Annotated in this window: 18 protein-coding genes and 1 tRNA gene; 10 read left to right on the top strand and 9 right to left on the bottom strand. The window is 75.9% G+C overall.

The features are described 5' to 3' along the window. Positions 1 to 61: 61 nt before the first annotated feature. Positions 62 to 2434 carry an ATP-binding protein gene (locus ACI79D_RS19750; protein WP_456920182.1) on the bottom strand — a complete coding sequence of 791 codons (2373 nt, stop codon included), beginning with the start codon at positions 2432 to 2434 and terminating at the stop codon, positions 62 to 64. 113 nt (positions 2435 to 2547) lie between these two features. Between ACI79D_RS19750 and ACI79D_RS19755 the strand changes: the two genes are divergently transcribed. From ACI79D_RS19755 to ACI79D_RS19770, 4 genes are all read left to right on the top strand, one after another. Then, the gene (locus ACI79D_RS19755; protein ID WP_456920183.1) at positions 2548 to 4521 is read left to right on the top strand and encodes an FUSC family protein; all 1974 of its coding nucleotides are present in this window, start codon (positions 2548 to 2550) and stop codon (positions 4519 to 4521) included. Between the two features lie 18 nt (positions 4522 to 4539). Further along, the gene (locus ACI79D_RS19760) at positions 4540 to 5493 is read left to right on the top strand and encodes an alpha/beta fold hydrolase (RefSeq protein ID WP_456920184.1); all 954 of its coding nucleotides are present in this window, start codon (positions 4540 to 4542) and stop codon (positions 5491 to 5493) included. Positions 5494 to 5561: 68 nt separating this feature from the next. Continuing rightward, positions 5562 to 6962, top strand: coding sequence for a WS/DGAT/MGAT family O-acyltransferase (locus ACI79D_RS19765; RefSeq protein ID WP_456920185.1), 1401 nt, complete (start codon positions 5562 to 5564; stop codon positions 6960 to 6962). 137 nt (positions 6963 to 7099) lie between these two features. Beyond that, positions 7100 to 8098 carry an NAD-dependent epimerase/dehydratase family protein gene (locus ACI79D_RS19770; protein WP_456920186.1) on the top strand — a complete coding sequence of 333 codons (999 nt, stop codon included), beginning with the start codon at positions 7100 to 7102 and terminating at the stop codon, positions 8096 to 8098. A 1-nt stretch (position 8099) separates the two neighbouring features. Here the strand turns inward: ACI79D_RS19770 and ACI79D_RS19775 are convergent, their stop codons facing one another. Further along, a complete protein-coding gene (locus ACI79D_RS19775) occupies positions 8100 to 9008 on the bottom strand; it encodes an alpha/beta fold hydrolase (RefSeq protein WP_456920187.1) in 909 nt (302 codons plus the stop codon). Positions 9009 to 9232: 224 nt separating this feature from the next. Here ACI79D_RS19775 and ACI79D_RS19780 point away from each other — a divergent pair, with 224 nt between their 5' ends. Beyond that, positions 9233 to 10045 (top strand): esterase/lipase family protein, encoded by an 813-nt coding sequence (locus tag ACI79D_RS19780; protein ID WP_456920188.1) that lies wholly within the window; start codon positions 9233 to 9235, stop codon positions 10043 to 10045. Positions 10046 to 10058: 13 nt separating this feature from the next. Here the strand turns inward: ACI79D_RS19780 and ACI79D_RS19785 are convergent, their stop codons facing one another. The 4 genes from ACI79D_RS19785 to ACI79D_RS19800 form a co-directional block, all read right to left on the bottom strand. Next, complete coding sequence (locus ACI79D_RS19785; protein WP_456920189.1) at positions 10059 to 10841, bottom strand: bestrophin-like domain; 783 nt, start codon at positions 10839 to 10841, stop codon at positions 10059 to 10061. Positions 10842 to 10941: 100 nt separating this feature from the next. After that, positions 10942 to 11013, bottom strand: a tRNA-Val gene (locus ACI79D_RS19790). Between the two features lie 79 nt (positions 11014 to 11092). Further along, a complete protein-coding gene (locus ACI79D_RS19795; RefSeq protein WP_456920190.1) occupies positions 11093 to 11554 on the bottom strand; it encodes a peroxiredoxin in 462 nt (153 codons plus the stop codon). Between the two features lie 47 nt (positions 11555 to 11601). Beyond that, on the bottom strand, positions 11602 to 12027 hold the full coding sequence (locus ACI79D_RS19800) for a DUF3052 domain-containing protein (RefSeq protein ID WP_456912902.1): 426 nt from the start codon (positions 12025 to 12027) through the stop codon (positions 11602 to 11604). A 354-nt stretch (positions 12028 to 12381) separates the two neighbouring features. Here ACI79D_RS19800 and aceE point away from each other — a divergent pair, with 354 nt between their 5' ends. Together aceE and ACI79D_RS19810 are read left to right on the top strand one after the other, a co-directional pair. Next, entirely contained in the window at positions 12382 to 15183 is a 2802-nt protein-coding gene (gene aceE, locus ACI79D_RS19805) for a pyruvate dehydrogenase (acetyl-transferring), homodimeric type (RefSeq protein ID WP_456920191.1), read from the top strand. A gap of 41 nt (positions 15184 to 15224) precedes the next feature. Then, a complete protein-coding gene (locus ACI79D_RS19810) occupies positions 15225 to 16154 on the top strand; it encodes an FAD-dependent oxidoreductase (protein WP_456920192.1) in 930 nt (309 codons plus the stop codon). A 33-nt stretch (positions 16155 to 16187) separates the two neighbouring features. Here the strand turns inward: ACI79D_RS19810 and ACI79D_RS19815 are convergent, their stop codons facing one another. Genes ACI79D_RS19815 through ACI79D_RS19825 form a run of 3 tightly spaced genes read right to left on the bottom strand, consistent with a single transcriptional unit; the run spans position 16188 to position 18637 of the window. Further along, positions 16188 to 17393: a M20 metallopeptidase family protein gene (locus ACI79D_RS19815; RefSeq protein WP_456920193.1), complete on the bottom strand. Its 1206-nt coding sequence runs from the start codon at positions 17391 to 17393 to the stop codon at positions 16188 to 16190. A gap of 27 nt (positions 17394 to 17420) precedes the next feature. Next, positions 17421 to 17951 (bottom strand): pirin family protein, encoded by a 531-nt coding sequence (locus ACI79D_RS19820; RefSeq protein ID WP_456920194.1) that lies wholly within the window; start codon positions 17949 to 17951, stop codon positions 17421 to 17423. Beyond that, on the bottom strand, positions 17948 to 18637 hold the full coding sequence (locus tag ACI79D_RS19825; RefSeq protein ID WP_456920195.1) for a phosphatase PAP2 family protein: 690 nt from the start codon (positions 18635 to 18637) through the stop codon (positions 17948 to 17950). Before ACI79D_RS19825 ends, ACI79D_RS19820 begins: the two co-directional genes overlap by 4 nt. An 80-nt stretch (positions 18638 to 18717) precedes the next feature. Here ACI79D_RS19825 and ACI79D_RS19830 point away from each other — a divergent pair, with 80 nt between their 5' ends. The 3 genes from ACI79D_RS19830 (at position 18718) to ACI79D_RS19840 (ending at position 22211) form a co-directional block, all read left to right on the top strand. After that, a complete protein-coding gene (locus ACI79D_RS19830; RefSeq protein WP_456920196.1) occupies positions 18718 to 19896 on the top strand; it encodes a PucR family transcriptional regulator in 1179 nt (392 codons plus the stop codon). A 141-nt stretch (positions 19897 to 20037) separates the two neighbouring features. Further along, complete coding sequence (locus tag ACI79D_RS19835) at positions 20038 to 21249, top strand: acyltransferase domain-containing protein (protein ID WP_456920197.1); 1212 nt, start codon at positions 20038 to 20040, stop codon at positions 21247 to 21249. After that, positions 21246 to 22211, top strand: coding sequence for a beta-ketoacyl-ACP synthase III (locus ACI79D_RS19840; RefSeq protein ID WP_456920198.1), 966 nt, complete (start codon positions 21246 to 21248; stop codon positions 22209 to 22211). Before ACI79D_RS19835 ends, ACI79D_RS19840 begins: the two co-directional genes overlap by 4 nt. Positions 22212 to 22235: the final 24 nt, after the last annotated feature.

Here is a 22235-nt window from a genome sequence, read left to right on the forward strand (position 1 = left end):
CGCTCGCGCCCCAGCGTCGTGACGGGAGCGGCCGGGCAGATGCGTAGGACTACCCGACCGACTACCCGTCCGCCGCCAGCCCGAGCTCGGCGAGCCGCCGGACGGCCGCCGTCCGCGACCGGACGCCGAGCTTGCGGTAGGCCGAGCCGAGGTGGCCACCCACGGTGCGCACGCTGAGGAACAGCGCCCGGGCCACCTCCGCGTCGGTGCGGCCCTGCGCGACCAGCCGGAGCACCTCCAGCTCGCGGGCGGACAGCGGCTCGGTCAGGACCTCCGGCGGCGCGCGCGTCGCGGCCAGCTCGGCGACCTGGTCGGCCAGCCGGGCACCGCCCGAGCCGGGGCGCGCCGCGGCGGCGTCGGCGGTCGCCCGCAGCTGGAGCGCCTCGGCGGCGCGGCCCTGCGCGGTGAGCGCGTCGGCGCAGACCCGGGCGACCTCGACGACGCGCAGCCCGTCGCCGAGCTCGGCGAAGCCGGCGGCCGACCGGGCGCACGCGCGGGCCGCCTCCCGCGGGTCGCCGTCCCGCAGGTGCCACTCGGCGTCGTGGAGCGCCCAGCGCGCCAGCCCCCAGCGGTCGCGCACCTCGGCGCCGGTCCGCTCGGCCTCGCGCAGCACCGTGGCGGCGTCCCGGAGGCGGCCGGCCCGAATCAGGGCCAGCGCCGACATCCCCGTCGTGCGCCCGACGGCCCACTGGTCGCCGGCGACCACGAACGCCCCGCGCGCCTCCACGAGCAGCCGGGTGGCGGTGTCGACGTCCCCCTCGGTCAGCGCGAACAACCCGTGCCAGTACGTCGCCGCACCGAGCGCCCAGACGTCACCGGCGGCCCGTGCCCGCGCCTCGCTGGCCTCGACCAGCGCCCGGCCGTCTGCCAGCGCCTGGGGCCCGGCGAGCACGGCGGCGTCGAGCCGCAGCGCGGCCAGCCGGTGCAGCACGAAGGAGGCGCCGGTGTCGTTGCCGAGCTTGTCGTAGAGCCGCAGCGCCTCGGTGAGCGCGGCCCGCGCCTCCTCCGGCGCGTCCTGGTGGCGGGCCAGCCACCCGAGGCCGTGCAGCAGCTCGGCGCGCTCGACCGGCCGGCCGGCGCCGGTGTCGAGCGCCGCCCGGAGCCAGGTGAGCCCCTCGGCGAAGCGGCCCAGGCGCCACCAGACCCACCACTGCGGCACCACCAGGTCCACCAGCAGCTCGGCCTGTCCGGGGGTGTCCCGCGCCCAGGTCAGGGCGGCGCGCAGGTCGGGGCTGCGGGAGTCGAAGTGGTCGAGGGTCCGCTGCTGCACCCCGGCGCCGTTGGGCCCGGGCAGCGCCGCGGCCAGCCGCCGGACCAGGATCAGGTGGTGCCGGGCGTGCCGCCAGGCCACCTCCTCGGCCTCGCCGGACTCGGCCAGCCGCGCGGCGGCGAACTGGCGCACCGGCTCGAGCAGCCGGTGGCTGCGCCGTCCCGCGTCGGGCTGCACCCGGACCAGGTGCCGGCGCACCAGCCGCTCCAGCACGGCGGGGACGCCGTCGTCCGGGCCGGCCCCGAGGTCGCCGGCGACGGCGGTGGCGGCCTCCCGGTCGAACGGGCCGGCGAAGACCGCCAGCCGCCGGAACAGCGTGCGCTCGGCCGGCCCCAGCAGGTCGTGGCTCCAGGCCAGGGTCGCGTGCAGGGTCCGCTGCCGCGGCGGGACCCCGAGCCGGACGTCGACGAGCAGGCGGAACGCGTCGTCGAGCTGCTCGTCGAGCTCGGCCGGCGCCATGACCGCGGTGCGGGCCGCGGCCAGCTCCACGGCCAGCGGCATCCCGTCGAGGCGGCGGACCAGCCGGCCGACGACCGGGAGGTCGTCGGCGGACAACGCCGCGCCGGCCGCGGCCGCCCGCTCCTGGAACAGCTGCACCGCCGGGGCGACGCGGACCGCGTCGCTGTCCGTGGACGCCGGCAGGCCCAGCGGCGGGACCTCCCACACGTGCTCCCCCGCGACCTCCAGGGCCTGGCGGCTGGTCGCCAGCACCCGCACACCCGGGCAGGCCGGCAGCAGCGCCAGCACCAGGTCGGCGACCGCAGCGGCCAGGTGCTCGCAGTTGTCGGCCACCACCAGGACCTCCCGGTCGCCGAGCGCACCGGCCAGCGCGGCGGTGTCGGCCCGGCTGTGCGCCAGGCCCAGGGCCGTGGCCAGGGACGGCGCGACCAGGGCCGGTTCCCGCAGCGGGTCCAGCGGCCACCAGGCCACCGCCGTCCCCCGCTGCCGCTCCCGCTGCGCGGCGGCGATCGCCAGACGGGTCTTGCCGCACCCGCCGGCCCCGACCAGGGTGACCAGCCGGGCGCGGCGCAGCAGCCCGGCCACGGTCTCCAGGTCGGCGGCGCGACCGACCAGGGAGGCCAGGGGAACGGGCAGCGCGGTGGTGCCGCCGTGCTGCGCGGCCCTCCCCCGCGCCGCCGCGACCAGCGGCGCCTCCCCAGGCACACCCCCAGCCTGCCCCCGTCGGCGGGCGCGGCCAAGCCGTAACGGAACGGCGGAGTCGAGCGCACCCTGGCGGAGCGGGGCCGAGTGCCGGTGCGCGCGGGTGACCTGGCGGGATGGAAAGCTCGGGAGCCGTGGCGGAGAGGGGGCTGCGCGCGCCGGCCTGGCTCGAGGAGCTGGTCCGGACCACGCCTCCCCCGGTCCCCTGGCGCGACGTCGTCCGCTTCGCCGTCACCATCCCCGCTCCGCTGGCGGTGGCCGTCGCCGTCGAGGGTGGGATCGAGCCGGGACCGGTCCTCGGCGCCGGCGTCTTCGCCACCACCGGCGCGCTGGCGGGCAGCCTCGCCCCGCAGGCGGGGCCGCTGCGCGACCGGCTCCGCCGCACCGCCGCGGCCACCGTCTTCGGCGGCGTGGGGCTGGTCGTGGGGCAGTACGCCTCCGGCGGCGGCTGGCTGCCGGTCCTGGTCATCGCCGTCATGTCCGCGCTGGCCGCGCTGATCAGCGCGGTGAACTCGGCGCTCTCCCTCGGCGCGCTCCAGCTGCTGGTCTACACGGCCCTGGGCTCGGGTCTGACCACGCCGCTGCCGGCGGCCGCGGAGGTCGGCTTCTTCGTCGCCGGCGCGGCCTGGGCGACGCTGACCACGCTGGTGCAGTACGCCACCGAGACCGCCGACCCCGACCGGACGGCGGTCGCCACCGTCTTCACCCGCATCGGCGAGCTGCTCTCCGCCGTCGGGACGCCGGGCACCGAGGAGGCCCGCCGCGACCTCACCACCGCGCTCAACGCCGCCTACGACCGGGTGATCCGCAGCCGCAGCCGCACCGCCGGGCGGAGCAAGGAGCTCTCCGAGCTGGCGGGGGTGCTGAACGCGGCGGCACCGCTGGTGGAGGGCACGGTCGCTGCCGCCCGCGCCGGGGTGCCGGCGGACCCGCACGACATCACCGCGGTCCACGCCCTCGCCGCCGCCGTCGACTCCGGACGCGAGCTCCCCGAGCAGCGCCCGGAGCCCCTCGAGTCCGGCGAGCCCACCCGGCGCGCTGTGCGCCACGGGGTCCGGCTGGCGTGGAACGTCGTGGGCGACCCCGAGGAGCGGGCCGGTGCCGCGGTGCCCCCGCTCCGGCCGGACCTGCGGACGCGGCTGCGCGACCTCGTCGACCGCACCGTGGGCAGCCCCGACAGCCGGGCGTTCGCCGTCCGCCTGGCGCTGTGCATGACGATCGCCGAGGTCGCCCGCCAGTACCTGCCCATCCAGCGTCCCTACTGGGTGCTGCTGACCGTCGCGATCGTGCTCAAGCCCGACTTCGGCTCGGTCTTCACCCGGGCCGTGCAGCGCGGCGCGGGCACGCTGCTCGGCGTCCTCATCGGCTCGCTGCTGCTGGCGGTGCTGCCCCGCAACGCCTGGGTGCTGGTCGCGATGGCCGCCGCGGCGGCGCTGCTGCCGTGGGCGCGCAACGCCAACTTCGGCCTGTTCTCCGTCTTCCAGACGCCGGTGATCATCCTGCTGCTCGACCTCGCCCTGCCCGGCGGCCCGGGCCTGGTCGGCGCCCGCCTGCTCGACACCCTGATCGGCTGCGCCATCGTGCTGGTCTTCGGCTACCTGCTGTGGCCGCAGACCTGGCGGGCGCCGCTGGACGAGGCGCTGCGCGCCGCCGCCCTCGCCCTCGACGCCTTCGTGGAGGCGGCGTTCACCGGCAGCCCCGCCGAGCGCCGCCGGGCCCGGCGGCGGAGCTACCGCGCGCTCACCGAGCTGCACACGCAGCTGCAGCGCCGGCTGGCCGAGCCGCCGCCGGTCAGCACCCGCGCGGCGGCGTTCTGGCCGGTCATCGTGCAGCTGGAGCGGACGTCGGACGCGGTCACCGAGGCCGTCATCGCCACCCGGCACGGCGAGCCCGCGCCCGACCTCGCGCAGGTCGCCGTCCTGCGCCGGGCGATCCGCGAGCTGGAGGCCGACATCCGCGCGCACCGGCCCCCGGACGACGCCGAGATCCACGCCGACGGGGTGCTCGCCCCGGTCGCCCGCGAGGTGGACGCCGCCCGCCGGCTGGTCCGCGACGCCGCCCCCGGCCGCCCGCGGGCCGACGAGGACTGACCAGCGGACGATGACCCGGTGACCGCCACCCCTCAGCCACCCGGACCGCCTCCGCCCGGGTCGCGCACCGTCCGCACCGACGACGGCGTCGACCTGCACGTCGAGGTGGACGGGGAGGCGGCGAGCCGGCTGACCGTCGTCCTCAGCCACGGGTTCACCGCCCGGCTGGCCGAGTGGGCCCTGCAGCGAGCGACCCTGCGCTCCCGGGCCCGCCTGGTGCTGTGGGACCAGCGCGGCCACGGCCGGTCGGGGTGGACGCCGCTGACCCGGGCGACGATCGACCGCACCGGCCGCGACCTCGGCCAGGTGCTCGACGCCGTCGTCCCCTCCGGTCCGGTGGTGCTGGCCGGGCACTCGATGGGCGGGATGAGCATCCTGGCCCTGGCGCGGCAGCGCCCGGAGCTGTTCGGCGACCGGGTGGTGGGCGTCTTCCTGCTCGCCACCTCCGCCGGCGGGCTGGTGCGCACCGGCCTGGTGGGCCTCAGCGTCCGCCTCCTGCGCCGGCTCGGCCTGCTGCCCGCCTACCTGCGCCTGCTGCAGACGCTCGCGCCGCTGCTGGAGCGGTTCCGCCGGCGCGGGACGGCGGTCGGCCGCTGGTACACCCGCCGCTACCTGTTCGGCCGGGACGACGCCGACCCGACGCAGGTGCGGATGGTCCAGGAGCTGCTGGAGGAGACGCCGCTGCCGGTCACGATGGCCTTCTACGCGACCTTCCTCGAGCACGACGAGTCCGCGGCCCTGCCCGTGCTGGGCGGGGTCCCGGTCACCGTCGTCGCGGCGACCCACGACCGGCTCACCCCCGCCGGCCACGGGCACCGGCTGGCCGCCGGCATCGGCGCCTCGGCCGAGCTGGTCGTCGTCCCCGGCGCGGGCCACAGCGTGAACCTCACCCGCCGCGAGGTCGTCGACGAGGCGTTCCTGCAGCTGCTCGAGCGGGTGGAGTCCGGCCTGGAGCACCGCCGAGCAGGGTGAGGTCCGGTGGACGCGCCCGCGACCGCGTGGTCGGCTGTCGCCGTCCGTCTCGCACCGAGGAGCTGACCGTGGACCGCTTGAGCCCGACCGACGCCGGTTTCTACTTCGCGGAGAGCGAGAACACCCCGCTGCACGTGGGAGCGGTCGCGGTGTTCGAGGGGCCGGCGCCGTCCTACGGGGACGTCGTCCGGCTGCTGCTGGCCAAGCTGCCCCTCGTGCCGCGCTACCGGCAGCGGGTCCGGCGGGTGCCGATGGACCTGGGCCGCCCGCTGTGGGTCGACGACCCGCACTTCCAGATCCTCTACCACGTGCGGCACACCGCCGTGCCGCAGCCGGGCGGCGACGAGCAGCTGCGCAACCTGGCCGGCCGGGTCCTCGGGCAGCGGCTCGACCTGGCCAAGCCGCTGTGGGAGCTCTACCTCGTCGAGGGGCTGGCCGACGGCCGCTGGGCCCTGATCTCCAAGGTGCACCACTGCATGGTCGACGGCATCGCCGGCACCGACCTGATGCAGCTGGTCTTCGACCTGTCCCCGGACGCCGCCCACCCGGAGCCGGCGGACTGGACGCCGCAGCGCTCCCCGTCGACCGTCGAGGTGGTGGCCGGCGCGGTCCAGGACGCCGTCACCCACCCGCTGCGCGAGCTCTCCCGGCTGCCCCGGCTCGGCGGGGTCCGCACGGCGACCAAGGGGGCGCTGAGGTCCGGTCGCTCGCTGGCCGCCAACGTGCCGACCGTCGCCCGGCAGGTCACCACCCGCACCGCGCGCTCGCTCAACGGCCCCATCGGCCCGCACCGCCGCTGGGCCTGGACCCAGGCGCAGCTCGAGGAGCTCAAGGGCGCGCGACGGGCGCTGGGCGGCACGGTCAACGACCTCGTCCTGACCGCGATCACCCGAGGCTTCCGCGACCTGCTGGAGCGGCGCGGGGCCCTCGCCGAGGGGCTGGTCGTGCGCTCGATGGTGCCGGTGTCGGTCCGCCAGGCCGGGGAGCGGGGCACGCTGGGCAACCGGGTGGCCCCGGTGTTCGTCGACCTGCCCGTGGCCGAGCCCGCCCCGATGGCGCGGCTGGCGTCGGTCCGGCGGCAGATGGACGAGCACAAGCGGCTGATGTCGGCCGTCGACGCCCGCTCGATCATCGCGATGGGCGACTTCGTGGCCCCCACGCTGCTGGCCCTGGGCGTGCGCGCCGGCGTGGCCGCGTCCTCGACGTGGTACCAGGCGGTGACCACCAACGTGCCGGGTCCGCGGGTCCCGCTCTACGTGCTGGGCCGGAGGATGTGCTCCACGCACGCCTACGTGCCGATCGCCGGCGGCACCCGCGTCTCGATCGGCATCTTCAGCTACCTGGACACGATGACCTTCGGCATCAACGCCGACTTCGACGCCTTCCCCGACGTCGACGTCCTGGCCGGGGGCATCCGGCGCGGCGTGGACGAGCTCGTCGCCGCCGGGAGGAGCGCCGCGGCCGGCTGAGCGGTTGGAGGACCCCGAGAAGGACCCCGTCCTCCCCGCCGCTCGCAAGCTCGCGGCGGTGCCCTGGACGGGGCCGAAGCCGCTCGCGAGCTCGCGGCGAGCCTCGGGACGGGCCGATGAGCTGGGAGAGTGAGGCAGTGCCCGCTTCCGATCCCGATCTGACCGTCGCCGTCACCGGCCCGACCGGCACCTTCGGCGCGGGGCTGGTGCCGCTGCTGGAGGCCGACGACCGGATCGGCCGGGTCGTCGGCATCGCCCGCCGTCCCTTCGACCCGGCCGAGCGCGGGTGGACGAAGCTGACCTACCGGCGCGGCGACGTCCGGGACCTCGGCGCGCTGCGCGAGGCCCTCGACGGCGCCGCCGTCGTCGTCCACCTGGCCTTCCTCGTCACGGGCAACGCCTCCCGGCGGACCACTCGGGCGATCAACGTCGACGGCACCCTCAACGCCTTCCGCGCCGCGGCCGCCGTGGGCGCGCGCCGGTTCGTGTACGCCTCGTCGGTCGCCGCCTACGGATGGCACCGGGACAACCCCGAGCGGATCCCCGAGGACTGGCCGGTGCGCCCGGCGGCCCGGCTGTTCTACGCCCAGGAGAAGGCCGAGCTCGAGCACCTGCTCACCGCCGAGGCCGCCGCGACGCCGGACCTCGGGCTGTACGTGCTGCGCCCGTCGGTGGTGCTGGGGCCCAACGCCGTGGGCGCCAAGGACGTGCTCCCCGGCCCGCTGGCGCCGCTGGGCCGCCGGCTGTTCGCCCGGCCGCGGCGGCTGCCGGTCCCGGTGCCGGTGCTCGCGCCGGAGTTCCCCCTGCAGTTCGTCCACGAGGACGACGTCGGCAGCGCCCTGCTGCAGTGCGTCGTCGCGGCCGGCCCGCCCGGTGCCTACAACGTCGCCGGGGACGGCGTCCTGACCACCGTCGACGTCGTCCGGGAGTTCGGCGGGCTGCCCATCCCGGTGCCCGCTGGTCCCGCGGAGCTGGCCGCCCGGGCGGTGACCCGGCTGCCGTTCCTACCGCCGGCCGCCGAGTGGGTGGAGGCGGCGAGCCGCCCGGCGATCATGGACACCTCCCGCGCCAAGGAGCTGCTGGACTGGCGGCCCCGCTACACCGGGCTGGAGGCCCTGCGGGCCACGCTGGCCTGAGTCACCGGCTGCCGACGACGGCCGGCAGCCAGTCGAGGACGTGCTCGGCCAGCTGCTCGGGGCACTGCAGCTGCGGCACGTGCCCGACGTCGGCCATCTCCACGTACTGCCACCGCGGGTGCCGGCGGGCGACGTCGCGCGCCGCGCTGACCGGCACCAGCCGGTCGCGGTCCCCGTGCACGAGCAGCACCGGCACCTCGATGCCCGCCATCGCCCGGCGCAGCAGGCGCGGGTCGGCCAGCAGCAGGAGCAGCGACCGGGCCGCGGTGAGGAAGGCCCGGTCCATGCCGGCGACGTCCTGCCGCTGGTCGACCAGCTCCACCGAGCGCTCGATCAGCTGGGGCGGCACGGCGGCCGGGTCGACTCCGCAGAGCTCCAGCATGTCCAGGACCGACCCCCGTGCCCCGCGCTCGCGGCGCTGGGCGGCCAGGTACCGCTCCCCCACGCCGGGCAGCGCGTAGGCGAGGAAGGTGCGCACGGTCCGCGGGTCGGGGCGGCCGCGCGGCCCGGGGACGGCGGGGTCGACCAGCACCAGCCCGGAGACCTTCGCCGGGGACCGCGCCGCCTCGAGGATCGAGATCATCCCGCCCATCGAGTTGCCGACGAGCACCACCGGGCCACCCACGACCTCGCGGACGAACCGGTCGAGGACGGCCACGTTGGCCCGCACCGAGGCCACCCGGTGCCCGGGCTCGCTGCGCCCGAAGCCGGGCAGGTCCAGTGCGTGCACCCGGGCGTGCGGCGTGAGCAGCGGGGCGAACAGGTCCCAGTTCAGGTGCGACCCGCCCAGGCCGTGCACCAGGACGACGGTCGGGCCGGCGTCGTTCCCGCCGTAGTCGACGCAGTGCACCGGACCGTCGAGGTCCACGGTGCGGCTGCGCCCGCGCAGTCCGTCGTCCTCGGTTCCCACGACACCCCTCCCGCCGGCTCGGACCGGGTCCCACGCTCTCCCGAGCATGCCCGGGCCGCCACGCGACCCGCGGGCACGACCCGTGGGGCCTGTGCGTTTCCTGCGACGAGGGCCACAGCCACCGGCCGCTCGTCCCGCGCGTCGCAACAGTCAGGTGTGACCGCCCTCGCAGAGTGGTACCGAGCAGGAGGGCCCAGGAGGGCCGCGACGGCGAGGAGGACGACGTGTCACGACCGCAGGGGGAACGGTTCCGGGGCGACGGCCCGGCCCTGCCGCTCTATCTCACCGAGCCGGCCCGCGGTGCGGCCGACTTCGGGCTGTTCCTCGCCGCCCGCCCGCTGATGCAGCGGCTGCCGAAGGGGGACGGGCACCCGGTGCTGGTCCTGCCGGGCCTCCTCGCCGACGACACCTCGACCCGCGCCCTGCGCTCGGTCCTGCGCCACCTCGGCTACCGCGTGCACGGCTGGCGGCTGGGGCGCAACATCGGCCCCACCGCGGCCTGCGTCGAGGGGATGCGTGACCGGCTCGACGACCTCAGCGACCGCCACGGCCGCCCGGTGAGCCTCGTGGGCTGGAGCCTGGGCGGCATCTTCGCCCGCGACCTGGCCCGCCGGACGCCGGACTCGGTCCGGCAGGTGATCACCCTGGGCACACCGTTCCGGCTGGCCCGGCACAGCCAGAGCCGGGCGTCGCGGGCCTTCGACCGGTACTCGCACCTGCACGTCGAGCACCGGACCCTGCCGCTGGAGTCCGACGACAGCCCGCTGACGGTGCCGGCCACGTCGATCTACTCGCACTTCGACGGGATCGTGCACTGGCAGACCTGCCTGGACACCCCCGGCGAACGCTGCGAGAACATCGCCGTCCTGGCCAGCCACCTCGGTCTGGGCCACCACCCGGCGGCCATCTGGGCCATCGCCGACCGGCTGGCGCAGCCGGAGGGCAGCTGGCGGCCGTTCCGGGCACCGCTGTTCCTGCGCCCGGCCTTCCCGCGCCCCGACGTCCCCTCGTCTCCGCGGCGCGCCGCGGCCGCCTGACCCCCCCGGCCGGTCAGGGGTCGAAGTCCACCAGCACCCGCTCGAACGGCTCGGGGGCGATCCGGACGCCGCCGGAGAACGGGTGGTCCATCTCGACCGCCACGAACAGCAGGACGCCGACGAGGGCCGACAGACTCGCGAGCATCAGGGCGTGCAGCGCCGCCCGCCGGAGGCCGAAGAGCAGGGCGAAGCCGATGGTCACGACCGCGCCGACGATCAGCGCGATCCACAGGACCGCGGGGATGGTCCGCTCCACGTAGTCGAGCCGCTGGCTGCGCAGGCTGACCAGCTCGGCCAGCCGCTCGGCCTCGGCCCCGACGAACTCCTGCTGGGCCGGCGTGGCCGCGGGCGCCGCGGCGATCGCGCTCGTCATCCCGTCCAGGACGTCACCCAGCCGCGGGTCCCCCGGTTCCCCCTCGCGCATCCGCGGCCACTCCAGCTCGATGACCCCGTCCGCGTACTGCCGGACCAGGGCGCCGAGTTCCGCCTGCGTCTCCGGAGGGAAGGCGAGGCTCTGCCGGTAGATGCCGCGCAGGGCGCTGGCCTCCTGCCCCACGATCCGCTCCGCGGAGGTGAAGTTCTCCCAGGCGACGATCACCACGAAGGCGAGCAGCACGGCGTAGATGACGCCGACGACGGCGATGATGAACCCGACCACCTCGTTGTGGTCGCCCTCCGCCAGAGCCGGCCACCGGCGGCGGATCCCCCACTGCATGAGCAGCACGACGGCGGGCAGGACGACCACCAGCAGGACGAAGACCACCCAGGTGGGCATGTTGAGCAACTCGTCGGCCACGGGGACCTCCCCGGCGTGAGCGACCGCGGGCGCGTCCAGCGACACTAGGGAGTACCCGAAGGAGCGGCCCAGGGGCCATCGGCCCTGGGCGGGGACGGGGTGGGCGCGGCAGGGATCGAACCTGCGACCGCTCGCTTGTAAGGCGAGAGCTCTCCCGCTGAGCTACGCGCCCCGCTCACCCAGGGTATGTGCCCCCGGGCGCCGGGACGGGGCGGAGCGGCCGGCGCGTCCGGCCACCCCGCCCCGTCGGATCACGCGGCGAGCTCCGCCACCGCGTCCTTCCACCCCTGCTGCGCGCGGGCGTCGCCGGGCTGGTTGACCTCGGCGAAGGCGATCTTGCCCTCGGCGTCGACGAGGAACGTGCCGCGCACCGCCATGCCGGCCTTCTCGTTGAAGACGCCGTAGGCCTGCGCCACCGCACCGTGCGGCCAGAAGTCCGACAGCAGCGGGAAATCGAAGCCCTCCTGCGCCTTGAACGCCTTGAGGCTGAAGACCGGGTCGGTGCTGATCGCCAACACCCGCACGCCGGCGTCGGTGTAGGTGGCCAGCTCGTCGCGCAGCTGGCACAGCTCGCCGGTGCAGATGCCGGAGAAGGCGAAGGGGTAGAAGACCAGCAGGACGGGGGTGCCCCGCAGCTCGGCGAGGGAGACGACCTGCTTGTCCTGGTCGGGGAGGCTGAACTCGGGCGCGACGTCGCCGACGGTGAGGCTCATGGAGCCGATCGTGCCGCACCCGCGGCGCGCTCCGGGACCAGGGTCCTTCAGCGGCGGGAGCGGGCGGTCTTCGGGGTGACCAGGCGGATCCCCGACCAGTCCTTGGCCGCGGAGACGCTGCTGGTCTGGGTCAGCCCTGCGGTGGGCGCGACCTCGGTGACGTCGCTGGGCTCCACGTGCCCGGGCCGCCCCGACTTGGGGACCAGCAGCCACACCACGCCGTCGTCGGCGAGGGAGGCGAGCGCGTCGGTGAGGGCGTCGAACAGGTCGCCGTCGTCCTCGCGCCACCACAGCAGGACGACGTCGGCCACCTCGTCGGTGTCCTCGTCGACCATCTCGCCGCCGGACACCTCGACGATGGAGTCCCGCAGGTCCTCGTCGGCGTCCTCGTCCCAGCCGAGCTCCTGCACGACCATGCCCGGCTTGATGCCCAGCCGGGCCGCCATGCTGGCGCTGCCCGAGTCGACGCTCATCCCTGCTGTTCCTCCATCGGTTTCGAGACTGGTGGCCGGTGCGCACGATCGTGCCCTGTCCGGCGGTGGGTTCCTGGGGAAGTCCTGGTGCGCGCGGGGAGACGGCGGGCGGCGGACACGACCGGCGGGAACGGTCCCCGCAGCCTGGTCATGTCACCCCTTCCGTCCGTTCCGGTCTCCCTGCCCCTGGTGCTGGGGCGCTCGACCGCCCGGTGTACCCGGCCGGCGATGGCGGAAGCGTAGGGCATGCCTGGTCAGGTGCAAGCGCTCGAAGGACGGCGCCGTTCCGACCCGCCGTCCCGACATGTGAGCCTCCGCGTGACGTGGAGGGAAGCGAAGAGAGACGATGTGCGCATGAGCGCACCGCAGCAGCCGGACGGCGACCCCGCCCGCGATGCCAGCCAGGCCCGAGCGGTCATCACCAACGGGCTGCCCAGCCAGCTGGTCGACATCGATCCGGACGAGACCCAGGAGTGGCTGGAGTCGCTGGACGCGGCCATCGAGAACGGCGGCCGAGGGCGAGCCCGCTACCTGATGCTCCGCATGCTCGAGCGCAGCCGCGAGCAGCAGGTCGGCGTCCCGTCCCTCCGCAGCACCGACTACATCAACACGATCCCGCCCGAGCGCGAGCCGTGGTTCCCCGGCGACGAGCACGTGGAGCGGCGCATCCGCGCGTACATCCGCTGGAACGCCGCGATCATGGTGCACCGCGCCCAGCGGCCGGGGATCGCCGTCGGCGGCCACATCTCCTCCTACGCGTCGTCGGCCTCCCTGTACGAGGTCGGCTTCAACCACTTCTTCCGCGGCAAGGACCACCCCGGCGGCGGCGACCAGATCTGGTTCCAGGGGCACGCCTCCCCCGGCATCTACGCCCGCGCCTTCCTCGAGGGCCGGCTCTCCGAACAGCAGATGGACGGCTTCCGCCAGGAGGTCAGCCACCCCGGCGGCGGACTGTCGAGCTACCCGCACCCGCGGCTGATGTCGGACTTCTGGGAGTTCCCCACCGTCTCGATGGGCCTGGGCCCGATCAACGCGATCTACCAGGCGCGGTTCAACCGCTACCTGCACTCGCGGGGCGTCAAGGACACCTCCGACCAGCACGTGTGGGCCTTCCTCGGCGACGGCGAGATGGACGAGCCGGAGTCGCTGGGCGCCATCGGCCTGGCCGCCCGCGAGGAGCTGGACAACCTCACCTTCGTCATCAACTGCAACCTGCAGCGGCTCGACGGCCCGGTGCGCGGCAACGGCAAGGTCATCCAGGAACTCGAGTCGTTCTTCCGGGGCGCCGGCTGGAACGTCATCAAGGTGATCTGGGGCCGTGAGTGGGACCCGCTGCTGGCCGCCGACCGCGACGGCGCGCTGGTCAACCTCATGAACGTCACCCCGGACGGGGACTACCAGACGTACAAGGCCGAGGACGGCGCCTTCGTGCGCGAGCACTTCTTTGGCCGTGACCCGCGCACCCGCAAGCTCGTCGAGAGCATGAGCGACAAGGAGATCTGGGCGCTCTCCCGCGGTGGGCACGACTACCGCAAGCTCTACGCCGCCTACAAGGCCGCGGTGGAGCACAAGGGGCAGCCGACCGTCATCCTCGCCAAGACCATCAAGGGCTGGACGCTGGGCAGCCACTTCGAGGGCCGCAACTCCACCCACCAGATGAAGAAGCTGACCGCGGAGGACCTCGCCGCCTTCCGCGACCGGCTCTACCTGCCGATCCCCGACGAGGCGCTCGACAAGACCCTGCCGCCGTACTACAAGCCCGCGCCGGACTCCGACGAGATGCAGTACATGCTCGAGCGGCGCCGGACCCTGGGCGGGGCGGTCCCGCGGCGGCGGTCGGAGTTCAAGACGCTCAAGGCGCCGGAGGAGAAGGCGTTCGAGGTCCTGCGCCGCGGCTCGGGCAAGCAGGAGGTGGCGACGACGATGGCGTTCGTCCGCCTGCTCAAGGAGCTGCTCAAGGACAAGGAGCTCGGCCCGCGGTTCGTGCCGGTCATCCCCGACGAGGCGCGCACCTTCGGCATGGACTCGCTGTTCCCGACGCAGAAGATCTACTCGCCGCACGGGCAGCGCTACACCGCGGTCGACCGCGAGCTGATGCTGGCGTACAAGGAGTCCGAGCAGGGCCAGATCCTGCACGAGGGCATCAACGAGGCCGGCTCGGCGGCGTCGTTCACCGCCGTCGGGACGTCCTACGCCACCCACGGCGAGCCGATGGTCCCGATCTACATCTTCTACTCGATGTTCGGGTTCCAGCGCACCGGCGACGCCTTCTGGGCCGCCGCCGACCAGATGACCCGCGGGTTCCTGCTCGGCGCCACCGCCGGCCGGACGACGCTCAACGGCGAGGGCCTCCAGCACGAGGACGGCCACTCGATCCTGCTGGCGCACACCAACCCCGCCGTCGTCACCTACGACCCGGCGTTCGGCTACGAGGTCGGGCACATCACCAAGGACGCGCTGGCCCGCATGTACGGCGAGGACCCGGGCGCCCCGCTGGGTGGCTCGCGCAGCCCCGACGTCATCTACTACCTGACCGTCTACAACGAGCCCTACAGCCAGCCGGCCGAGCCGGAGGGCCTGGACGTGGCGGGCCTGCTCGCGGGCATGTACCGCTACGCCCCCGGGCAGGGCGACGGCCCCAAGGCGCAGGTGCTCGCCTCCGGCGTCGCGGTGCCGTGGGCGCTGCGGGCGCAGGAGCTGCTGGCCAACGACTGGGGCGTCTCGGCCGACGTGTGGTCGGTGACCTCGTGGACCGAGCTGCGCCGGCAGGCCGACGAGGCCGACGAGCACAACCTCCTGCACCCGGAGGAGGAGCCGCAGGTCCCCTACGTCACGCAGCAGCTGCAGGACGCCCCGGGGCCGGTCGTGGCGGTGTCGGACTGGATGCGGGCGGTGCCCGACCTGATCGCGCCGTACGTGCCCGGCGGGATGGCGACGCTGGGCACCGACGGGTTCGGCCTGTCCGACACCCGCCCGGCGCTGCGGCGGCACTTCCACGTGGACGCCGAGTCGATCGTCGTCCGCACCCTCGGCGAGCTGGCCAAGCGCGGCGAGGTGGACCGCGACGTCGTCCGGCAGGCGGTGGAGAAGTACCAGGTCCGGGACGTGCAGGCCGCGCCGGAGGAGGAGCGGTCCGACCCCAGCCCGGCGACCTGAGCGAGGACCCCTCGCTCCCCGCCGGCGGCGGTCCACGGGACGTGGCCGTCGTCGGCGGCGGGGTGGTCGGGCTGACCTGCGCCCTGGAGCTGGCCCGGGCCGGCTCCCGGGTGCGGGTGCACACCGCGGACCCGCCGGAGGCGACCACCTCGGCGCTGGCCGCGGCCCTGTGGTTCCCCTATAGGGCCGCCCCAGCGGACGCCGTGCTGCGCTGGGGCGCGGCGACGCTGGCGGTCCTCACCCGGCTCGCCGACGACCCCGCGACCGGCGTCGCGCTGCGGCCCGGGACGGTGGTGCACCGCACCCCGGAGCCGGACCTGTGGTGGGCACCGGCCGTGCCGGGGCACCGGCCGGCCCGTCCCGGGGAGCTCCCGCCGGGAGCGACGGCCGGCACCCGCTGCACCCTGCCGGTGGCCGACATGGGCCGCTACCTGCCGTGGCTGGTCGGCGCCTGCCGGGCGGCGGGGGTGGACGTCGTCCCGGGCCGGGTGCAGCGGCTGGCCGACGTCCCCGGGGACGCCGTCGTCCTGGCCGCCGGCCTGGCCTCCGGGGAGCTGGCCGGCGACGACACGCTGACGCCGGTGCAGGGGCAGGTGGTCCGGCTGGCCGACCCGGGGCTGCCCGGCTGGGTGCTGGACGAGGACGACCCCGCCGGCCTCACCTACGTGATCCCGCGCGGGTCGGACGTCGTGTGCGGCGGCACCGCGGTGGAGGGGGCCACCGGCACCGACCCGGACCCCGACGTCGAGGCGGCGCTGCTGGCGCGGGCGCGGGCGCTGGTCCCCGCGCTGGCCGACGCGCCGGTGCTCTCCCGCGCCGTCGGGCTGCGGCCGGGCCGGCCCACCGTGCGGCTCGAGCGGATCGAGGTGGACGGCCGCCCGGTGGTCGCCTGCTACGGGCACGGCGGCTCGGGGGTCACCCTCTCCTGGGGCTGTGCCGCCGACGTGGCCGCCCTGGTCCGAGCGGAGTAGCACGGGCGCGTTCTCCGCGCCGTGGCACTCCGATCAGCCGGGGAGGGCCTCCAGCGCCATCGCGGCGTAGAGGGCGGCACCGTCGGGCAGCACGTCCTCGTCGAACACGACGAGGTTGGAGTGGTTGCCCGCGACCGTGGCCGGGTCCTCCCCGGGCGGGCAGGCGCCGAGGAAGGCCATCGCGCCGGGCACCCGTTCCAGCACGTAGGCGAAGTCCTCCGCGCCCATGAGCGGCTCCCGGGCGAGCACACTGCGGTCGGCGCCGAGCAGCGCCGCTGCCGTCGCCCGCACCCGCTCGGCCACCGCGGCGTCGTTCACGGTCACCGGGTAGCCGCGGCGGTGCTCGAAGTCCACGGTCATCTCGTGCGCGGCGGCCACGTGCTCGGCCACCCGGCGCACCGACGCCACCATGTCCGCCCGCCGCTCCCCCGAGAGGGTGCGGATCGTCCCCTCCAGGAACGCCGTGTCGGGGATGACGTTGTCGGTCGACCCGGCGGACAGGTGGGCCACGGTCAGCACCGCCGGGTCGAAGACCGGTGCCCGCCGGGTCACCGCCGCCTGCAGCGCCAGCACGATCTCCGCCGCGACCGGCACCGGGTCGGCCGCCGCGTGCGGCATCGACGCGTGGCCGCCGCGGCCGCGGACGGTCACCAGCCAGTGGTCGGCGGCGGCCATCATCGGCCCCGGGCGCACGCTGACCACGCCGCTGGGCTGCGTGGCGAACACGTGCAGCGCGAACGCGCCGGACACCGGAGCCTCGGGGACGGCGTCCAGCAGCCCCTCCTCGAGCATGTACCGCGCCCCGTGGAAGCCCTCCTCCCCCGGCTGCAGCATGAGCACGACCTGGCCGGCCAGCTCGTCGCGGCGCTCGGCCAGCAGCCGGGCGGCACCCAGGAGCATCGCGACGTGCAGGTCGTGGCCGCAGGCGTGCATCGCCCCGGGCACCTCGGAGGCGAACGGCAGGCCGGTGTCCTCGTGGACGGGGAGGGCGTCCATGTCGGCGCGCAGCAGGTACGACGGCCCCGGGCGCGCCCCCCGCAGGACGGCGACCGCCGAGCTCGTCGTCTTCCCGACCGTCACCTCCACGGGCAGCTCCGCGAGCTCCGCCAGCACGGCGGCCTGCGAGGTCGGCAGGTGCAGCCCGATCTCGGGGTGGCGGTGCAGCCGACGGCGCAGGTCGACGGTGCGGTCGGCGTCGGCGCGGGCCGCGGCGAGCAACTCGGGCGCGGAGGTCGGCATGCCCCCACTCTGCCCGAGGCGGTGCTCCTACGAGGCCCAGGCCGGGCGGGAGGCGTCCAGCTGCCAGACCAGGGCGGTGCCCGCCTCCTCGACCGCTCCCCCGTCCTGCCGCTCCGCCCGTACGCCGTCGGGGGTGACGACGACGAGCAGCCCGGCCGGCACCTCGGTGGGGGCGCGGCCCACCCACAGCCGGGCGTCGGTGCGGGCGAGGTCCACCCACCCGTCGGCTGCCGGGTGGACGACGTGGGCGGGGGCGGACGACGGGGCGGCGCTGCGCAGGTAGGTCTGCAGCACCCGGGCCCCGGCGTCCCCGGCCACCTCGTCGTGCTCCAGGCCGGTCCCCGCCCGCAGCACCGCCACGTCGCCGGCGGCCATGTCCGCGCCGTCGCCCCAGCCGTGGCGCAGCGAGCCCTCGAGCACCACGGCGACGACGTCGACCGCCCGGTGCGGGTGCCGGCCGTAGCCCGCGCCGGCGGTCAGCCGGTCGTGCGCCATCCGCAGCAGCGGCCCCAGCGAGCCGTCGTCGGGCTCCAGCAGCACCTGCGACTCCAGGCTCACGCCCCCTCCCGGGGCGGCAGGGCGGCGCGGCCGCCGGGCAGCGCGCCGAAGGCCAGGGCGAGCGCGAGGGTCCAGGCCACCCCCAGCGCCCACCCGCCGACGACGTCGGAGAGGAAGTGCACCCCGAGCCACATGCGGGTCAGCCCGACGAGGACGACGAGGGCCGCCCCGCCGGCCAGCGCCCACCGGCGAGCGGGCGCGGACAGCCGCGGCCAGGCCAGCAGCACGGCGACCGTCACGAGCGTGGCGATGCCCGAGGAGTGCCCGCTGGGGAAGCTCAGGCCGCCGTAGTGCAGCCCGCCGTTCTCGAACGCCGGCCGCACCCGGCCGACGAGGTCCTTGAGCAGCACGGTGAGCGGGCTGACGGTCACGTTCGCGGCGACCACGAAGGCCGCCGTCCACCAGGCGCGACGGGCCCCGAGCCAGAAGAGCAGCGGTAGGGAGACCAGCACCCGGAACCAGACCACGCCGGGCGTGGTGAGCACCGCGAGCAGGAGGTCGGTGGCCGCCGAGCGGTCGTCGCCGGCGTAGAGCGCCCGGCTGACCGCCTCGTCCAGGCGGACCTGCGGCGCGAAGCCCACCAGCACGCCGGCACCGAGCGCGCCCACCACGGCGACGCACCCGCCGACGGCGGCCAGCGCCCACCGGCGGGCGGTCCCCGCCCTGTCCGCCCGGAGCACCGCCACGTCCCCCACTGTCCCCGACCGGGGGACGACGTGACCACCTTCCCCTCCGGGGTGTCCGACCCCCGTGACAAGGTGGGTCCGTGCCCGACCGGGACGACCGTCGCCCGCCGTCCGCCGCGACCCTGCGGCGGCTGGAGCGTGCCTCCGGCTCCCTCGCCACCCGCGCCGTGGCGCGGATGGACGAGGTCCTCCCCTGGTTCCGCACCATGCCGGCCGACCAGCGCTCGTGGGTGATGCTCGTGGCGCAGGCCGGCATCGCCTCGCTCGTGGAGTGGTGCCGCACCCCGACGCGGCCGCCGCGGCTGACCGGCGAGGTCTTCGGCGCCGCGCCGCGCGAGCTGGCCCGCGTCGTCCCGCTCAAGCACACGGTGGACCTGATCAAGGTGACCGTGGAGGTGATGGACGACTTCGTGGAGTCCGTCGCCGAGCCGGGGGACGCCGACGCCCTGCGCCTGGCCGTGCTGCAGTTCAGCCGGGAGGTCGCCTTCGCGACGGCGCACGTCTACGCGACCTTCGCCGAGAGCCGGGGCGCCTGGGACGCCCGGCTCGAGGCGCTCGTGGTGGACGCGCTGGTCCGCGGCGAGCGCACCGAGGAGCTGTCCGGGCGGGCCTCGGCCCTGGGCTGGGCGGCGATGAGCCCGGTCACCGTCGTCGTGGGGGCCGCCCCGCCGGACGGGGACGCGCACGCCGCCACCCGCCGGGCCGCGCGGCAGATGCGCAGCGAGGTCCTCGTCGGGGTGCACGCCGACCAGCTGGTCGTCGTCCTCGGGGGGACCGAGGACCTGGAGGCGGTCGCCGAGCGGGTCAGCGACGAGTTCGGCCCCGGACCGGTGGTCACCGGGCCGGTGGTCGACGCACTCGGCCGGGCCGGCGACTCCGCCGCCGCCGCCCTCGCCGGCCTGCGCGCCGCCCGCGCCTGGCCCGGGGCGCCCCGCCCGGTCCCCGCCGACGCGCTGCTCCCCGAGCGCGCCCTGGACGGCGACCCCACGGCGCGCGCCACCCTGCGGGAGCGGGTCGCGCTGCCCCTGCAGACCGCCGGCGGCGAGGTGCTGGAGACGGTCCGGGCGGTGCTGGCCAGCGGCGGCAACCTCGAGGCCAGCGCGCGGGCCCTCTTCGTCCACCCGAACACCGTCCGGTACCGGCTCCGGCGGGCCACCGAGCTCACCGGGATGTCGGCCACCGACCCCCGCGGGGGTTGGACGCTGCAGGTCGCCCTCGCCCTCGCCGCCCTCGACGAGGACCGTTCCCTCTGGCACTGAGCCGTCCGGATCAGTGTGGTTCCCACCACGGGCTCTCGCAGAACGCGCCCGGGATCCCGCTTCCGTTGTAGGAACCCTCCAAAGAGCAGCCCGGTGGTTTCGTGCCGTTCACCACCGCGTCACCCGGCCTCGTCTGCAACGGTGAGGGACGTGCTGGCCGTCCTCGCCCCCGGACAGGGTGCCCAGAAGCCCGGGATGCTCACCGACTGGCTCGAGCTCCCAGGCGCCGAGTCCTTCTTCCGATGGGCCGGCGCCATCGCCGACGCCGACCTCCTCACGCTGGGCACGACCGGCGACGCGGAGGCGATCAAGGACACCGCGGTGACCCAGCCGCTCGTGGTGGCGATGAGCCTGTTCATCGCCCAGGAGCTCGGCGGCCTGCCGGGCCCCGTGGCGCACACGCCGCAGGCCGGCCGGGACGTCGTCATCACCGGCCACAGCGTCGGGGAGCTGACCGCCGCGGCCCTGGCCGGGGTGCTCAGCGTCGAGGCGGCGATCGCGCTGACCGCCGTCCGCGGCCGGGCCATGGCGGCCGCCTGCGCGCAGACGCCCACCGGGATGTCCGCCGTCCTCGGCGGGGACCCCGACGAGGTCGTCAAGGCGCTGGACGTGCACGGCCTGGTCCCGGCCAACGTGAACGGCGGCGGCCAGGTCGTCGCCGCCGGCCCGCTCGACGGGCTGGCCGCCCTCAAGGCCGACCCGCCGGCCAAGGCGCGGATCGTCCCGCTGTCGGTCGCCGGCGCCTTCCACACCGAGTACATGGCCTCCGCCCGCGCCGAGCTCGAGGGCCTGGTCGGCGGGCTGCGGCCGGCCGACCCCAGCCGGCTGCTGCTGTCCAACGCCGACGGCGCGGCGGTGACCTCCGGCAGCGAGGCGCTGTCCCGGCTGGTCAGCCAGGTCACCAGCCCGGTGCGGTTCGACGCCTGCCTGGCGACGCTGCGCGACCTCGGCGTCACCGCTGCGATCGAGCTGCCGCCGGCCGGGGCGCTGGCCGGGCTGGCCAAGCGGGAGTGGAAGGGCGCGGGCATCGACGTCCTGGCGATCAGCGGCCCGGCCGACCTCGACCGCGCCCGCGAGCTGATCGAGGCCGAGCGCGGCCGGGCCGAGGCCGTGCACCTGCCGGACTGGCGGGTCGTCGTCTCCCCCGTGCGCGGCACGGTCAGCCCCGCCGACGTCGCGGAGGGCACCCGGCTGCCGGCCGGCACCCCGCTGGGCCGCATCCGCAGCCGCCGCGAAGAGGTCAACGTCTCAGCCGGGTACGACGGGGTACTCGCCGAGTGGCTCGTGCACGAGGGAGACCTGGTCGACGCAGGCGACCCGATCGCCCGTCTCTACCCGGAGGTGTCGGAGTGACCATCACGCTTCGCGAGGGCGCGCCCGGCGCCCGGCTGCTGGGCCTGGGTGCCTACCGCCCGCGCCGGCGGGTGACCAACGACGAGCTCGCCCAGGTGATGGACACCAACGACGAGTGGATCCGCACCCGCGTCGGCATCGCCGAGCGCCGCTGGGCCTCGGAGGACGAGTCGCTCGTCGAGATGGCCGTCGCGGCCGGGGGCAAGGCGCTGGCCGCCAGCGGGCTGTCCCCCGACCAGGTCGACCTGGTGATCGTCGCCAGCGCCAGCCTGCGGGCGCCGATCCCGGGCATCGGCCCGCAGGTCGCCTACCGGCTGGGCATCCCGCGGCCGGGGTCGTTCGACCTCAACGCCGGGTGCGCCGGCTTCTGCTACGCGCTCGGGGTCGCCGCCGACGCCATCCGCACCGGGTCGGCGCGGCACGCGCTCGTCGTCGGGGCCGAGCGCCTCACCGACGTCACCGACCTCACCGACCGGTCGACCGCGGTGATCTTCGCCGACGGCGCCGGCGCGGCGGTGCTCGGCCCGTCGGACGAGCCGGCGGTCGGCCCGGTGGTCTGGGGCAGCGACGGCGACCAGCACAACGCCATCGAGATCGCCGCCGGCAGCTCCACGATGACCATGGCCGGCCAGGCCGTGTACCGGTGGGCGACCACCCGCCTGACCGAGACGCTGGTCGAGGCGATGGCCGCCGCGGGCGTCGGCCCGGAGGACATCGACGTCTTCGCCCCGCACCAGGCCAACCTGCGCATCGTCGAGTCGATGACCAAGCGGCTCGGGTTCGGCGAGCGCACCGTCGTCGCCCGCGACATCGTGCAGGCCGGCAACACCTCCGCCGCGTCCATCCCGCTGGCGCTGACCGCGCTGCTGGAGTCCGGTGAGGCCAAGAGCGGGGACCTGACCCTGGTGCTCGGCTACGGCGCCGGGCTGACCTTCGCCGGTCAGGTGTTCCGCCTGCCCTGACGGGCACTACAGACCCTCGGGCCA

The organism is Geodermatophilus sp. SYSU D00708 (genome assembly GCF_054050115.1).